A 14,845-nucleotide genomic window follows, 5' to 3' on the forward strand; every position below is an offset into this window, starting at 1 on the left:
GCCCCGCGATCTGCCGTCTGTTCGGCTGTGTCCGGCTACAGCCAGGTGTCAGAAATGCCGGAAGCCGGGACCCTGCAGATGGCCCGACAATTCATCCGCGTTCTCAAAGCGCACGGCTCCACTCCCCTGTTCAGCCCGTCCGATGGGTGTCACCGGACAGCCGGCCCGTGCGGCTTCCGCAACAAATCCGTCGGCCTGATCTGCCGGCACAAACGACAGGATCTCATAATCGTCTCCACCGTTCAGGCAGGCCGCAAATGCCTTCGGGCTGTTCGCGCGAAGCTGGCGAAGGGCGGGCGAAACGGGAACGCGGGCAAGATCGATGACAAGGTCGACGCCAGAGGCGACCGCCATATGTCCGGCATCCGCGATCAGTCCGTCCGACACATCGAGGGCAGCGGTGGCGCGGGCGCGCAAGGCGCCCGTCAGCGCCATGCGCGGGCGTGGTAGCAAGTACCTGTCGATAACATGCCGCTCATCGTGTAGCGACAGCCCGGATTCTGCCGAAAACGATTTATCCAGCAGGACTTTAAGACCGGCAGCCGCATCGCCGACCGTGCCTGTTATAAACAGGATATCCCCAGGTTTTGCACCGCTTCTGCGGACAGCTTTGCCATTGGGCACTTCACCAATCGCGGTGATCGAAATCTGCAACCCATCGCCGGAACAGATAGTGTCGCCACCCAGAAGCGTGATGTCATAGGCAGCCTGATCCGCCGCGAGACCGCGCGTGAAGCGCACCAGCCAGTCCTCTGTCCAGTCCTGCGGAAGGGCAAGACCGAGAAGGTATCCCCGCGGGCTGGCCCCCTTGGCCGCAAGATCGGACAGGTTGACCCGCAACGCCTTGGCCGCAATGGCTTCCGGAGGATCGTCCGCGAAGAAATGCCGGTCCGCAGCCAGGACATCCTTGGTCAAAACGAGATCGCTGCCGGGCACAGGGGTCAGCACGGCGGCATCGTCGGTGAGTCCCAAACTGCCCGGGTCGCCCGCCAGCGGTGCGAAGTAGGTCTTGATAAGATCGAATTCGCCCGGCCGGCCGCCATTCCCGTCCCGTGCGGGGTCCTCGGACACGGGGTCAATCCTCGTCGCTTGCGGTTTTCTGATCGAATTCCGGGTCGCGAAGGTCATGCGCGAGCCGGTCCAGAACACCGTTCACCAATCCGGGCTCATCGTCCTGGAAAAAAGCCTTGGCGACGTCGATATACTCGGAAATGATCACCTTGGCCGGCACATCCTTGCGGCGAAGCAATTCATAAGCGCCGGAGCGCAGGATGGCGCGCAGCAGACTGTCGATCCGCTTCAGGGGCCAGTCTTGGACAAGCGCCTTGTGAATGAACGGATCGATCAGCTTCTGGTCTTCGAAAACCCCCTGAAGGATCGACTTGAACCACTGCTCGTCCGCCTCACGGTACTGAGCACCATCGATTTCCTTGCCAAGACGGAAGGCTGTGAATTCGCTGATGACGCTGGACAAGGGTGCCTCGCCAATGTCCATTTGATAAAGGGCCTGCACGGCGGCAAGCCGCGCGACGCCCCGCTTGTTGGCTTGGCGGACGGGTTTTCCGTCAGCCTCTATATGCTCGACCTTTCCGGTCATTGTTCTTCAAACTCCAAATCGGTCTCGGAGGCGGATCATGGCGAGCGCGGCTTCAGCTGCAGCACCACCCTTGTTCTTTTCGTCGACCTTCGCCCGGGCCCACGCTTGGGCGTCGTTTTCCACGGTCAAAATGCCGTTGCCGACGGCCAGATCCGCATCGATGATCAGATCCATGATCGCCCGGTTCGATTCATTGGCGACGATATCGTAGTGGGTTGTCTCACCCCGGATCACACATCCAAGCAGGACGAAGCCGTCATACATCGCGCCGCCATCATCCATTGCCGTCAAGGCCATGGAGAGCGCGGCCGGGATCTCAAGAACGCCTGGAACGGCAACGCGTTCGTACTGACCGCCAGCCGCCTCGATCGCCTGGACAGCGCCCTCGGCCAAGGCATCGGCGAGGTCTTCATAGAACCGGGCTTCAATGATCAACAGTCTGGGTGCGGTGCTCATGGCGTCCATCTATTCCTTTTCGAGGTCGCGACAGGAACCATGCCTGACGCCGTTTGTCCACCCTCTGCAGCATCTTCGCACGGGCGGTCGGCCAACGACATGTGTTTCTGGTAAAAAGGACGAAACCAAACCGCCCGGGCCGGCCTTGGGCGGTTCGTCACACCCGCTTCAGTGCCCTCCGGCCGAGGCCGGGCCAGAGAACTCCGCCAGTCGGGCCGCGTAGCGGGCCATCATGTCAACTTCAAGGTTGACAGGATCCCCCACCTGGCGATCGGACCATGTCGTGACACCGAGGGTATGCGGGATGAGAAACACGGAGAACAGATCTCCCTCGGCCTCATTGACGGTGAGCGACGTGCCATCCAGCGCGACCGAGCCCTTCTTGGCGATGAAACGGGCGAGGTCCGCTGGCGCCTGGAACTGAAAGTACACCGATCCCGGGTGGTCTTCCCGCTTTGTGATCACGGCCAGACCGTCAACATGCCCGAGAACCAGGTGGCCGCCAAGTTCCGCGCCCATGGTCAGCGACCGTTCCAGATTGAGCTTCATGCCGGGCTTCCAGTCTTTGGCGGTGGTGAGCGCCAATGTTTCCGCAGCCGATTCCACCTCAAACCAGCCAAACGCGCCGGTGTGTCCCTTGGCCGTTACGGTGTGGCACGGCCCGCCACAGGCAATCGAAGCGCCTATATCGATTGTGTCCGGGTCATAGATCGTCCTGATCCGGGTCCGGATTCCCGCCGGAATGCTTTCGACGTACAAGATCTCGCCAAGATCGGTGACAATGCCCGTGAACATGTCAGGCTCCGTTTCGTTTGAGATGAATGAAGCGGTCCGGCCCGATATGGCCGGCGGCAACTCGCTGGAACCTAGGATCTGCGAGCACCGTATCAAGATTGCCGTTCAGGAAGGCTGGAATGCCGCCAGCGCCGACCTCGACCGCGCCGGTAACAATGCAAAAATCGTCCACGAGGCCGCTTCGCAGAAAGGCGTCGGCCAGCCGTGCCCCGCCTTCCACCATCACGCTGGTGATGCCTCGGGCCGCCAGAGCGGTGATCGCCACACCAGGCTCGATCCGGCCGTCGGGCGCCGGCACGCGGATGATCCGGATCCCGGCCTTCGCCAGTTGTTCGACATTGCCCGGATCGGCATCATGGCCACAAATGACCCAGACCGGGACATCCGCCGCCGTGCGAACGAGTTTCGAGGTCAAGGGAAGCCGGGCCCGCGTATCGATGACGACCCGCACAGGCGAGCGTTCGTATAGCCCCGGCAAGCGGCAGGTGAGCTGCGGGTCGTCGGCGACAGCCGTCCCAATTCCAACGAGGATCGCGTCATATGCAGCGCGGTATCCATGGACGTGGCGCATGGCGAGCGGACCGGAAATGGCGATCTGCCCCTCGCCCTCGCGGCCGATAAAACCGTCGCGCGACATGGCCACCTTCAAAAACACCAGCGGGCGATTGCGTGTGATCCGGAGCGAAAAACCCTTGTAAAGCTGCTGACAGGCCGCTTCGTTCACGCCAACCACCACTTCGATCCCCGCCTCGCGCAGCAGACGGACGCCGCGTCCGGCCACACGCGGGTTGGGATCCAGCATGCTGACAACGACCCGGCCCACACCGGCCTCGATCAACGCGCCGGAGCATGGCGGCGTCCGCCCGTAATGGGAACAGGGCTCCAGTGTCACATAGCAGGTCGCGCCTTGCGCCCGCTCGCCCGCCGCCGCGAGCGCATTGACTTCCGCATGCGGGCCGCCGGGGCGCGCGGTCAAGCCCCGGCCAACCAGCAGGGGTGCGCCGTCTGCATCCTGGCGCACGATCAACGCCGCGACTGGCGGGTTGGGCCATACCCGGCCGAGCCCACGGCGCGCAAGCCGCTCAGCGGCCGCCATGAACCGGAGGTCGATATCTTGCAGGGATGTCATGAAAGCGGTCACACAGAGCAAAATGGCGGGATAGGGTGATCTATATCTGCCCGGCGGTCCGGTCATCCGGCCCGTTCAATTCGTCGAGCAGAGCCTCGAAGTCCTTTGCCTCCCGGAAGTTCTTGTAGACAGACGCAAACCGCACATATGCAACATCATCGATGGTCTTCAACCCTTCCATGACGTGGTTGCCGATTGTCTCTGCCGTGATGTCGGTCTCGCCGAAGCTTTCCAGTTGCCGCACGATGCCGCTCACCATGCGCTCAATCCGTTCGGGATCAACCGGGCGCTTGCGGACCGCGATCAACACCGAGCGCATCAGTTTATCGCGATCGAAGGGAACACGGCGGCCGCTGCGTTTGAGAACCATCAGTTCGCGCAGCTGGACCCGTTCGAATGTGGTGAAACGTCCGGCGCAGGTGTTGCAGATCCTGCGCCGGCGGATCGTGGTGTTGTCCTCGCTCGGGCGGGAATCCTTGACCTGGGTTTCCTCACCGCCGCAATAGGGACATCGCATGTCTTGAAGCTCCTGACCGTCGCCCGCTGCCCGGATCAGTAGATCGGGAAGCGCGCCGTCAGTGCTTCTACCTTGTCTTTTACCGCGGCTTCAACTGCAACGTTGCCCTCGCCCCCCCCATTGGACTTCAACCCGTCCAGCACTTCGGTGATGAGCAGGCCGACTTCGCGGAATTCGGCAACACCGAAGCCGCGCGTGGTGGCCGCCGGCGTGCCGAGACGGATGCCCGAGGTGATCATAGGTTTTTGCGGATCGTTCGGAACACCGTTCTTGTTGCAGGTGATGCCTGCCCGGCCGAGCGACTTTTCCGCGTCGCGGCCGGTCAGGTCCTTCGGACGCAGGTCAACAAGCATCAAATGCGTATCGGTGCCCCCCGACACGATGTCCACGCCGCCCGATCTCAAGGTCTCCGCGAGAACCTGAGCGTTGGCGCGCACGCCTTTCATGTAGCTCTTGAAGTCCGGCGTCAGCGCTTCGCCGAAGGCAACCGCCTTGGCTGCGATGACGTGCATGAGTGGTCCACCCTGCAGGCCCGGAAACACAGCCGAATTGATCTTCTTGGCGATCTCTTCGTTGTTGGTCAGCACCATCCCGCCGCGCGGACCGCGCAAAGTCTTGTGGGTTGTCGTTGTGGCCACGTCCGCGTGCGGGAAAGGGCTTGGGTGTTCGCCTGCCGCCACAAGTCCGGAAAAATGGGCCATGTCCACCATGAGATAGGCACCGACTTCGTCGGCGACCGCACGGAATTTGGCAAAGTCGATCTGGCGGGAATAGGCCGAGCCGCCCGCAATGATCAGCTGCGGCTTGTGCTCACGTGCAAGCGCGGCAAGCGCGTCATAGTCGATCAGGCCGGTTTCAAGATCGAGGCCATACTGGATGGGGTTGAACCATTTTCCCGACAGGTTCGGCTTCGCGCCATGGGTCAGGTGCCCGCCCGCATCCAGGCTCATGCCCAGAATGGTGTCACCCGGCTTGATCAGTCCAAGGAACACCGCCTGGTTGGCCTGGCTGCCGGAGTTCGGCTGTACATTGGCGAATTCGCAGCCAAACAGCTTCTTGGCCCGGTCGATCGCCAAGTCCTCGGCGATATCGACGAACTCACAGCCACCATAGTAGCGCTTGCCCGAGTAGCCTTCGGCATACTTGTTCGTCAGGACCGACCCTTGCGCCTCAAGAACGGCGCGGGACACGATGTTTTCGGAGGCGATCAGCTCGATTTCGTGCTGCTGACGGCCCAATTCCTTCTGAATCGCATCGAAAAGAGCCGGGTCGCTGTCTGCGAGCGATCGGGTGAAGAAATCGGTAGTCGCCGTTTCGGTACCGGCCGGTTCTGTCAAAGACATCGCGCCATCCTTGTTCTGCGTGTGAGATCAGCGCGGCATCCGGGTTCGCGTTGACGATCCGGACAGCGGCGCTCGGCTATAATGTGCCTTGACCTAACACACCGACCGAAAGCAACCAAGATCCTTAGCGACGCAGCTCCGGCTCAAAACCGACAAGGGCCAAAGCCGACACAGTTCGTCCGTCGGCCGAAAGACAGGGCTGCCGGGGCGCAAACGCGCTTTGCCGGGATGCGCCGCGGCGCTAGTAGGTCCCAAAGCCGCGCCCATCCCGCTTGCGGAACTCCTCGCCCCGTTCGGGCTCCTCGCGCTCCAGCCGCCGGAGAAGTTTCCGCATGGCCAGGTTTTTCAAATCATGTTGCGGAACGTTGAGGGGCCCAAAGATCACAACCTCAATGCCGGAACCGCCGTCGATGGCCGTCACCCGGATCTGTTGTCCCACTTGCCGAAACTCGAAATAGACCTCGTTTGCGCTCGGTGTATTGTGATTCATGGTCGCGACCTGAATGAAGCGGCACGTTCTTCGCGCCGCAATCATCATAAGACGAAAACAGGCGGAAAACTTGTCCCCGCCTGTGCATAAACATATCGACCCTGGGAGGCGAGACTTAAAGTCTGGCTTGGGTATCGATCGGCGTCGCGCTGTAAAGATCGTCGCGGTTATAGATGTCTTCGCGGAAGTGAATCACGCCATCGGCATTGGCCCATGCGGTGATGTAGGTCATGTACAGCGGAATTTTTGATTTCAGTTGCACATCTTCCCGCGCACCGCTGCGGATCACGGCGTCGACCTGCGCCCGGTCCCAGCCCGGCGTGGTGGACTGCAACAACCAGGTGATCAATTCCCTCACATTCTGCACCCGGACACAACCGGAGGAATGGAACCGGTAGTCGGACCCGAACAGCGTCTTCGAGGGCGTGTCGTGCAGATAGACCTGATGCTGGTTGTGGAAGTTGATGCGCACGGTACCGAGGGAATTGATTTCTCCCGGTTCCTGACGGAACTTGTATTGGGTCGCCTCGTCCGTATTCCAGTCGATCTGCTGCCAGGACAGCTCGTTGCCGCTCCAATCGAAGATCCGGATCTTGTTCTTCTCGAGGTATTGCGGGTCCTGATTCATCTTCGGAATCAGATCCTTGCGGATGATCGACCTCGGCACGGTCCAGTAGGGATTAAAGTTCAACTCGTAGATCTTGCTGTTCAAAATGGGGGTTTGCCGGTCGATCTTGCCAACCACGGCCGTGTGACGGGACCGAACATGACCGTTCTCGACGGCCTCGATCTCCGCGGCCGGGATGTTCACCATCACATAGCGGTCCCCCAGGAAGCCGGACATGGAACGAAGACGCACCAGGTTCGTTTCAAGCTGGCGAAGGCGCAGATCCGCCGGAACGTTCAACGCGACGATCGTGCTTTCACCAACCACACCATCGGGGATCAGACCATGGCGCATCTGGAAGCGGCGCACTCCGGCATCGACATAGGAATCGAAGGTCGTGGACAGCCCGGCGGTCTGTTCCAGATCGCCTGAGGCGATGAGCCGCTGCCGGAGTTCAACCACACGCGGATCCGTGGCACCGATCCGCAGCGGGCGCCCTTGGCCGGAAATTCGCCCCCAGCCGCCTATCTGGACGATGCGGGAATACCGGTCGATGGCCGCCGCAACGTAGTCCGCCGTCTCCGGCGACAGGGTCGGCGCGCTCGATTCCATCGCGCGCAGCGAGTCCATCGTGTTTTGGAACCGATCCTCCCATTCGACGCGCTGCTGGTATTGCTGCAGGGCCTCCAACGGCGACTGCTGGGCGGCAACAGGCTGCCCGGACCACATCAGCGCGATCATGCTCAACGCCACGACGCCGCTCGAGGCCAATTTCAGACCGCCATACCGGGCCGTGTTACGCGCTGCACCCATGCTCAACCCCATTCATCGTTCCATCGCCAGAGGCTTCTGTTCAACCTCTGTACACGGAACTTAACCATATGACCGGAGTGTTAACAATTTCCGGCCGGATCGGGTGTTCCGCCGACTTCAAGAAATTGTGTATTCGGTCGCCAAGCCCGCACGAAAGCAATCATTTGTGTTCAGAACATGTCCCAGCGGACGCTGTGGTGCGAAAACCCATCCTCAAATGCGAAACGCCGCCCAGAGGGACGGCGTTTCGAGTCATCCGGATCATGTTTCGCCCTAAAGACGATAAAGGATCTGGTCGGTCCAGAACCGCTCGAGCCGCCGCAGTGATTTGTTCAACTGCTGGAAGTCGTCGGGACCGATCTCGCCGACCTGTTCGACCGACAGAATGTGCCGCTCGTAAAGATCATTGATGATCTTCGCCACGTCCTTGCCTTTGTCCGTCAGGCTGACCCGCACGGAACGGCGGTCGACCCGCGAACGCTGGTGATGGATGTAGCCTGTCTCGACCAGCTTCTTCAGATTGTAGGACACGTTGGACCCGAGGTAATAGCCCCGCGTACGCAGCTCGCCCGCCGTCAATTCGGCATCGCCGATATTGAACAACAGCAGAGCCTGTACGCTGTTCACGTCGGATCGGCCCATACGGTCGAATTCATCTTTGATAACGTCAAGAAGTCGTCTGTGAAGCCGCTCAACAAGCGTAAGAGCCTCAAGATAAAGTGGCTTGATTTCCACTTCCTCTTCGCCCTGTACCACAGCGTCAACTGCCCTGGGTGCGGTGATCATGTGTTTGCGCCTCTGTTTACCTGTAAGCAGGTGGATATTTTTCCCACCTTGCTCACGACATTACAGAGGCGCTTCTAAAATCCGCTTAAGAGACACGCTAAATTAGCGGTTAATTTCCACGGCCGCCTTTTCCTGAAACCGAAAATACTTCGTTTACTCTGTTCCGCGCAGGAATTTCACGATGGCGGAAAAGTCCCGCCCCTGTCCGCCACTGTTGCAAAACAGGTTGTAAAGCGCGGCCGCCTCAGCGCCCAGCGGAGTGGAGGCCCCGCTCGAACTTGCCGCCTCCTGCGCAAGTTTCAGATCCTTCAGCATCATCTCCGCGGCAAACCCGGGCTGGTAGTCCCTGTTGGCTGGCGACGTGGGCACAGGCCCCGGAACGGGACAGTAGCTGGTCAGCGACCAGCATTGCCCCGAGGCCGTGGACGAAATGTCGAAAAGCTTCTGGGCATCCAGCCCGAGGCGCTCGGCCAGCACGAATGCTTCCGAAACGCCGATCATGGAAATGCCGAGGATCATGTTGTTGCAGATCTTGGCCGCCTGACCAGTCCCCGATCCGCCGGCATGCACGATGGTCTTGCCCATCACTTCAAGGTACGGACGCGCGCCTTCGAACGCCTGATCGGCTCCGCCCACCATGAAGGTCAGCGTTCCGGCCGCCGCGCCGCCGACGCCGCCGCTCACCGGCGCGTCGACCATCAACAGGCCTTTTTCATTCGCGACCGCCGCCACCACCCGGGCGCTGTCCACGTCGATGGTCGAGGAATCGATCAGGATCGTTCCGGGTTTGGCGTGGTCGAGGATCCCACCGTCCTCGAGGTAGATCTTGCGGACATGGGCGCCGGCCGGCAGCATCGTCACGATCACCTCGGCGGACGCCGCCAGATCGGCCACCGACGCCGCGCGGGTTCCACCGGCTGCTTCCAGGGCGCCGAGCGCTTCTTCCGACAAATCAAAACCGGCCACGGAATGACCCGCCTTCACCAGATTGGCGGCCATCGGACCGCCCATGTTCCCAAGCCCGATAAATCCGATCCGAGCGCTCATGCCAAAAACCTCCCCGGCAATGGTGTTATTTTGAAGTGGACAGCAAGGTCCATGAGTGGAAATTCGTCACCTGATGGCGCGGTTCTCCCGCTCCATCAGGTACAAAAGGAGAAGAAAGATCGCGATGGTGATGAGATAGAATGCGATTTCATAGGGACGCTGGCCAAAGGTTTCCCAAAACAGGGTATGCATCAGGATCTGACTGAAGGCGCGCACCAGCCACATCACAGTGCCCCAGGACACGGTCAGCCAGAGACCAATGGCCGCCACGAGATCCAGCACACCGAAAAACACCGTGGCGGTTTGCCAGGACAAGGGCATGTCCCAGAACCACACGTCCCGCCATGGGACCACGCCGACAATGCGGGCCCAGTGGATGACACCCGCCCCCAGCAACAGCAGCGCCATGAGGCGCAAGTACCAGACCAGCACGGTGCTCCAGGGCGGACGGGCACTGAGAAGATCCTGAAAACTGGTGATCATGTGGACTCCGGTGCCTGTTGAACCTCGTTCACAGGGTCAGATCGCCCCCGTTCGGCATTCCGAAATACGCTTGTAGCGCAAGGCTGTCCACCTGATCCAGATGGTCCGGCCGCCATTTGGGGCTATGATCCTTGTCGATCAGCACGGCACGCACGCCCTCAAAAAAGTCATGCCCTTTCAGGATCTCGCTCACGATCCGGAATTCCAGCCGCATGCAGCCATTGAAATCCAGCGTGCGGCCACGGCGCATCTGCTCAAGGGCGATATGGACGCTCGTTGGTGATTTTCCGCGGATGGTCTTCGCCGTCTCGGCCGCGAAAGCATCGTCTTGCGCGTCGAGCGCCGCCATGATCCCGGAAACCGTTTCCTTGGAAAAGACCCGATCGATCAAATCCGCTTGCGCCATGACCGCTCCGCGTTCCGGCACCATGGACACACTGGCGAGCAATGCATCCACGTCTTCGGCCCGTTCGAGCGAAACCATCAGATCGCCGATACGGTCCCGGGCGGTTGCGTGGGTCAGGATGCCCGCCTCATAGGCATCCGCCTGCCCCATACGGCCGGCGCTCATCGCCAGGTAGGTCCCGACGGCGTTCGGCAACCGCGGCAAAAAGTAGGTTCCCCCCACATCCGGGAAAAAGCCGATGCCCGTCTCGGGCATGGAAAACAGCATGTGTTCGGTGCCTATCCGGTGCGAGCCATGAACGGACACCCCGACGCCGCCGCCCATGACGATGCCGTCGATCACCGCGATATACGGCTTTGGAAAAGCCTTGATCTGGGCGTTCAGCCGGTACTCGTCGCGAAAAAAGTCCGAAAGCCCTTCCGTCTGTCCGGCCCGCCGGGCCTCATAGATGGCCCTGATATCGCCCCCGGCGCAAAACGCCTTTTCTCCAGCCCCGGAAACCACAACATGCCGGATCGAGTCATCTGATGCCCAGAGCGAAAGCTGGGCGGCCATCGCCTTCACCATCCCATGGCTCAACGCGTTCAACGCCTTGGGACGGTTCAGCAAGATGAACCCGGCATGACCGCGCTTTTCGAACAGGATTTCGTCTGTCACTTTCTTCTCCAGCAAACACAGGACGTTAAGGGCGTATCCGGACTCAGTCTTTCAACAGGCTGCGCGCGATGATCAATCGCATGATCTCATTGGTTCCTTCGAGAATCTGGTGCACGCGCACATCGCGCAGAAAACGCTCCACCGGATAATCCCGCAGATAGCCATACCCGCCGTGCAGTTGCAGCGCTTCGTTGACGACCTTGAACCCTGTGTCGGTGGCCAACCGCTTTGCCATCGCCGCAAGTTGTGTCGCCTCATGGGTCTTTGCGTCCACCGCCCCCGCAGCCTTGTGCAGCAACAGCCGCGCGGCCTCCAGCTCTGTCGCCATATCCGCCAACCGGAACTGGAGCGCCTGAAATTCCGCGAGCGCCTTGCCAAACTGCTTGCGTTCCTTGAGATAAACGATTGATCTGTCGAGACAGGTCTGCGCCGCTCCGAGCGAGCAAGCGCCAATATTGAGACGCCCGCCATCAAGCCCGGCCATGGCGATCTTGAAACCGTCCCCCTCCTGTCCGATCAGATTGGACCTCGGCACCCGGCAATCCTCGAAATTCACCTGGGCGGTCGGCTGGCTTTTCCAGCCCAGCTTCTGCTCCTGGGCGCCGAAGCTGAGACCCGGCGTGCCTTTGTCCACAACCATGCAGGAAATCCCGGACGGCCCGTCCCCGCCCGTGCGCACCATCGTCACATAGACATCCGACGTACCGCCGCCCGAAATGAAGGCTTTAGAGCCGTTCAGAACATAATGGTCACCGTCGAGGACGGCTTTTGTCCGCAGACTTGCGGCATCCGATCCCGATCCCGGCTCCGTTAGGCAATAGCTTGCAAACGCGTCCATGCTGCAAAGAGCCGGAAGGTATTTCTGGCGAAGATCGTCGCCCGCGAACGTGTCGATCATCCACGCCGCCATGTTGTGGATGGAGATGTAGGCGGCCGTCGAGGTACAGCCCTTGGACAGTTCCTCGAAGATGATCGCGGCATCGGTGCGGGTCAGGGCCGATCCACCGACGTCGTCGCGCACATAAATTCCGCCGAATCCCAGACCGGCCGCCTTGCGCAGCGTGTCGACCGGAAAAACAGAGTCCTCGTCCCATCCCTTGGCATGGGGTTCCATTTCATCGCGGGCAAAGGCGGCAGCCATGTCCCGAAAAGCGCGCTGATCTTCGTTGAACGCAAAATCCACGGGTCGGACCTCCCAATCGGCCTGCGGCGCAGGCATCCGCCGCTTGTCAGTGTTTTCCTGTTTTGCTTATCTTTTTTTGACGTTTACGTCAATCTATCCCGTTTTATTGAGTAATTTTGGTTACATTGACAAGAGTTGGACGGCTTTTCCTCCCGTGCTAGGTTTGGACAAAAGCGAAGCAAGACAACGCATCAGCCTCGCAAGCCAGGACGAAACACCCGGAAAGACACGCGCCATGACCACCTCCTTTCGCAGCCCCTCCATCACCGGCGACCACATGGACGAGATCCTCGGCGGCCGGCGGCTCAGACGCAACCGGAGAACGGACTGGTCGCGCCGCCTTGTCCGGGAAAACACCCTGACGGTCGACGACCTCATCTGGCCGGTCTTCGTCATGGAAGGCACCAATGTCCGGGAGCCGGTTCCCTCCATGCCCGGTGTCGAACGCCTGTCGGTGGATCTCGTTGTCCGCGAAGCCGAACGCGCCATGCGTTTGGCCATTCCGATGCTTGCCATCTTCCCGAACACCGATCCCGAACTTCGGGATGCCACGGGCACCGAAGCACTCAATGATCAGAACCTTGTGTGCCGGGCCTGCCGGGCGATCCGGGCGGAAGGATTGAACATCGGGCTCATGACGGATGTCGCGCTCGATCCCTATACCAGTCATGGCCATGACGGAATCATGTCCGGCGAAAGCATTTTGAACGACGAAACGGTCGAGCAGTTGTGCCGTCAGGCGCTGATTCAGGCGGGTGCCGGATCCGATGTGATCGGCCCGTCCGACATGATGGATGGCCGCGTCGGTGCGCTGCGCCAAGCGCTCGACCAAAACGGCTTCCGCGACACCCAGATCCTGGCCTATTCCGCCAAATACGCGTCCGGCTTCTACGGGCCGTTCCGAGACGCGGTCGGGACAAACGCGACCTTGATCGGAGACAAGCGGACCTACCAGATGGATCCCGCCAACACGGACGAAGCGATCCGGGAAGCAGAAATGGACATCGCCGAAGGCGCCGACATGATCATGGTCAAGCCGGGCCTGCCCTATCTCGACATCATCCGGCGGCTGAAAGACACGTTCCAGGTGCCCACCTTCGCCTACCAGGTGTCGGGCGAATACGCGATGGTCGAGGCAGCTGCCGCGAATGGCTGGATCGATGGGGAACGGGTGATGATGGAGAGCCTGATGGCCTTCAAGCGGGCCGGCGCCGATGGCATCCTCACCTACTACGCGCCACGCGTTGCCGAAGTGCTGGCGCGCGGCAGATGAGCGATCCCTCCGGACCGGTCGTGACGCTGGCGGATATTCGCGCGGCAGCCGACCTGCTTGAGGGTGCTGTTCTCAAGACCCCATGCCTGGCCGCACCGCGCCTGTCCCGGCTCACCGGAGCTGAAGTCTACGTCAAATACGAGAACATGCAGGTGACCGGCTCGTTCAAGGAACGCGGCGCGCTGGTCAAGCTCTCGAGCCTCACCGAGGCCGAACGCAAGCGCGGCGTGATCGCCATGTCCGCCGGCAACCACGCCCAAGGCGTGGCTTTCCACGCCACACGCCTCGGCATCCCGGCAACCATTGTCATGCCGGAGACGACACCTTTCGTGAAGATTTCCGCGACCCGCGAGTTCGGCGCCACGGTCGTGCTGGCCGGCGATACGGTCGACGCGGCCAAGGCCGAGGCCAGCCGGTTGGCGGAGGAGAAGGATCTGGTGTGGGTTCACCCGTTCGACGATCCGAAGGTGATCGCTGGCCAGGGAACCATCGGGCTGGAGATGTTGGCCGCGGTGCCCGAGCTTGACACCATCATCGTCCCGGTGGGCGGCGGCGGCCTGATTTCCGGGATCGCCACCGCGGCCAAGGCCGTGCGGCCCGAAATCGAAATCATCGGCGTGGAGACCGACCTTTATCCGGCCATGTGGGGCGCTGTGACCGGAAAACCCGTCATATGCGAAGGTCCCACGATCGCCGAGGGCATCGCGGTCAAGGAAGTGGGAACCTTGAACCGGCAGATTGTCAAGGACACGGTGAAACGGATTGTTCTGGCCCGCGAGAGCACGATCGAGCGCGCCATCAACGTCTATCTCACGTTTCAGCACACGATCGCCGAAGGCGCCGGCGCGGCCGGATTGGCCGCGTTGCTCACGGAGCCGGAAGCTTTCCGGGGCCGCAAGGTCGGCCTCGTGCTGTGCGGCGGCAATATCGATCCGCGCCTGATTTCATCGATCGTCGTGCGCGAATTGGCCCGGGACGGACGGTTGGTCTCGATCCGTATCGACACGCCGGACAGACCCGGCGTGCTCGGTGAAATCTCGACGATCATCGGGCGGGCCAAGGGCAACGTGGTCGAGGTCGCCCATCACCGGCTGTTTCTGGATGTGCCCGCGAAGGGCGCCACCCTGGATGTGACCTTCGAGGCCTTCGATGCCGATCACGGACGGGAGATCGTCACCGCTCTGCGCGCCGGAGGCTATACCGTGCGCTACATCGACCGGGCAGAGACAGTCGAAGATCCGCACCGCACCCCAAGATAGATTT

General features: G+C 61.1%; 16 protein-coding genes. 2 read left to right on the forward strand and 14 right to left on the reverse strand.

Annotation, left to right across the window (positions count from 1 at the left end; genetic code table 11):
* Positions 1–48: 48 nt before the first annotated feature.
* The 14 genes from thiL to F0184_RS15840 form a co-directional block, all read right to left on the reverse strand.
* Complete coding sequence (gene thiL / locus F0184_RS15775) at positions 49–1,071, reverse strand: thiamine-phosphate kinase (RefSeq protein ID WP_244299241.1); 1,023 nt, start codon at positions 1,069–1,071, stop codon at positions 49–51.
* Between the two features lie 4 nt (positions 1,072–1,075).
* On the reverse strand, positions 1,076–1,597 hold the full coding sequence (gene nusB, locus F0184_RS15780; protein WP_150497174.1) for a transcription antitermination factor NusB: 522 nt from the start codon (positions 1,595–1,597) through the stop codon (positions 1,076–1,078).
* A 6-nt stretch (positions 1,598–1,603) separates the two neighbouring features.
* Positions 1,604–2,053, reverse strand: coding sequence for a 6,7-dimethyl-8-ribityllumazine synthase (gene ribH / locus F0184_RS15785; protein WP_150497175.1), 450 nt, complete (start codon positions 2,051–2,053; stop codon positions 1,604–1,606).
* Between the two features lie 168 nt (positions 2,054–2,221).
* Positions 2,222–2,848, reverse strand: a complete 627-nt coding sequence (locus F0184_RS15790) for a riboflavin synthase (RefSeq protein ID WP_150497176.1) — start codon at positions 2,846–2,848, stop codon at positions 2,222–2,224.
* Between the two features lies 1 nt (position 2,849).
* Complete coding sequence (gene ribD, locus F0184_RS15795) at positions 2,850–3,977, reverse strand: bifunctional diaminohydroxyphosphoribosylaminopyrimidine deaminase/5-amino-6-(5-phosphoribosylamino)uracil reductase RibD (RefSeq protein WP_150497177.1); 1,128 nt, start codon at positions 3,975–3,977, stop codon at positions 2,850–2,852.
* A 40-nt stretch (positions 3,978–4,017) separates the two neighbouring features.
* Positions 4,018–4,494 (reverse strand): transcriptional regulator NrdR, encoded by a 477-nt coding sequence (gene nrdR, locus F0184_RS15800; protein ID WP_150497178.1) that lies wholly within the window; start codon positions 4,492–4,494, stop codon positions 4,018–4,020.
* Between the two features lie 35 nt (positions 4,495–4,529).
* The gene (gene glyA, locus F0184_RS15805; RefSeq protein ID WP_150497179.1) at positions 4,530–5,837 is read right to left on the reverse strand and encodes a serine hydroxymethyltransferase; all 1,308 of its coding nucleotides are present in this window, start codon (positions 5,835–5,837) and stop codon (positions 4,530–4,532) included.
* A 241-nt stretch (positions 5,838–6,078) separates the two neighbouring features.
* Positions 6,079–6,327, reverse strand: coding sequence for a DUF6898 family protein (locus F0184_RS15810; protein ID WP_150497180.1), 249 nt, complete (start codon positions 6,325–6,327; stop codon positions 6,079–6,081).
* A gap of 115 nt (positions 6,328–6,442) precedes the next feature.
* Positions 6,443–7,747: a L,D-transpeptidase family protein gene (locus F0184_RS15815; protein ID WP_244299243.1), complete on the reverse strand. Its 1,305-nt coding sequence runs from the start codon at positions 7,745–7,747 to the stop codon at positions 6,443–6,445.
* Between the two features lie 273 nt (positions 7,748–8,020).
* Positions 8,021–8,533 (reverse strand): transcriptional regulator LdtR, encoded by a 513-nt coding sequence (ldtR, locus tag F0184_RS15820; RefSeq protein WP_150497181.1) that lies wholly within the window; start codon positions 8,531–8,533, stop codon positions 8,021–8,023.
* Between the two features lie 153 nt (positions 8,534–8,686).
* Positions 8,687–9,580: a 3-hydroxyisobutyrate dehydrogenase gene (gene mmsB / locus F0184_RS15825; protein ID WP_150497182.1), complete on the reverse strand. Its 894-nt coding sequence runs from the start codon at positions 9,578–9,580 to the stop codon at positions 8,687–8,689.
* Between the two features lie 66 nt (positions 9,581–9,646).
* Positions 9,647–10,063, reverse strand: a complete 417-nt coding sequence (locus F0184_RS15830; RefSeq protein ID WP_150497183.1) for a DUF6163 family protein — start codon at positions 10,061–10,063, stop codon at positions 9,647–9,649.
* A gap of 28 nt (positions 10,064–10,091) precedes the next feature.
* A complete protein-coding gene (locus F0184_RS15835) occupies positions 10,092–11,126 on the reverse strand; it encodes an enoyl-CoA hydratase/isomerase family protein (protein ID WP_150497184.1) in 1,035 nt (344 codons plus the stop codon).
* A 43-nt stretch (positions 11,127–11,169) separates the two neighbouring features.
* Positions 11,170–12,309 carry an isobutyryl-CoA dehydrogenase gene (locus tag F0184_RS15840; RefSeq protein WP_150497185.1) on the reverse strand — a complete coding sequence of 380 codons (1,140 nt, stop codon included), beginning with the start codon at positions 12,307–12,309 and terminating at the stop codon, positions 11,170–11,172.
* A 277-nt stretch (positions 12,310–12,586) separates the two neighbouring features.
* Here F0184_RS15840 and hemB point away from each other — a divergent pair, with 277 nt between their 5' ends.
* Both hemB and F0184_RS15850 read left to right on the forward strand, forming a co-directional pair.
* On the forward strand, positions 12,587–13,582 hold the full coding sequence (gene hemB, locus F0184_RS15845; protein ID WP_150497292.1) for a porphobilinogen synthase: 996 nt from the start codon (positions 12,587–12,589) through the stop codon (positions 13,580–13,582).
* Positions 13,579–14,841 (forward strand): threonine ammonia-lyase, encoded by a 1,263-nt coding sequence (locus tag F0184_RS15850; protein WP_150497186.1) that lies wholly within the window; start codon positions 13,579–13,581, stop codon positions 14,839–14,841. The genes hemB and F0184_RS15850 overlap by 4 nt, the downstream gene beginning before the upstream one ends.
* Positions 14,842–14,845 lie beyond the last annotated feature (4 nt).

This window comes from Roseibium aquae (assembly GCF_008711285.1).
Lineage (GTDB): Bacteria > Pseudomonadota > Alphaproteobacteria > Rhizobiales > Stappiaceae > Roseibium > Roseibium aquae.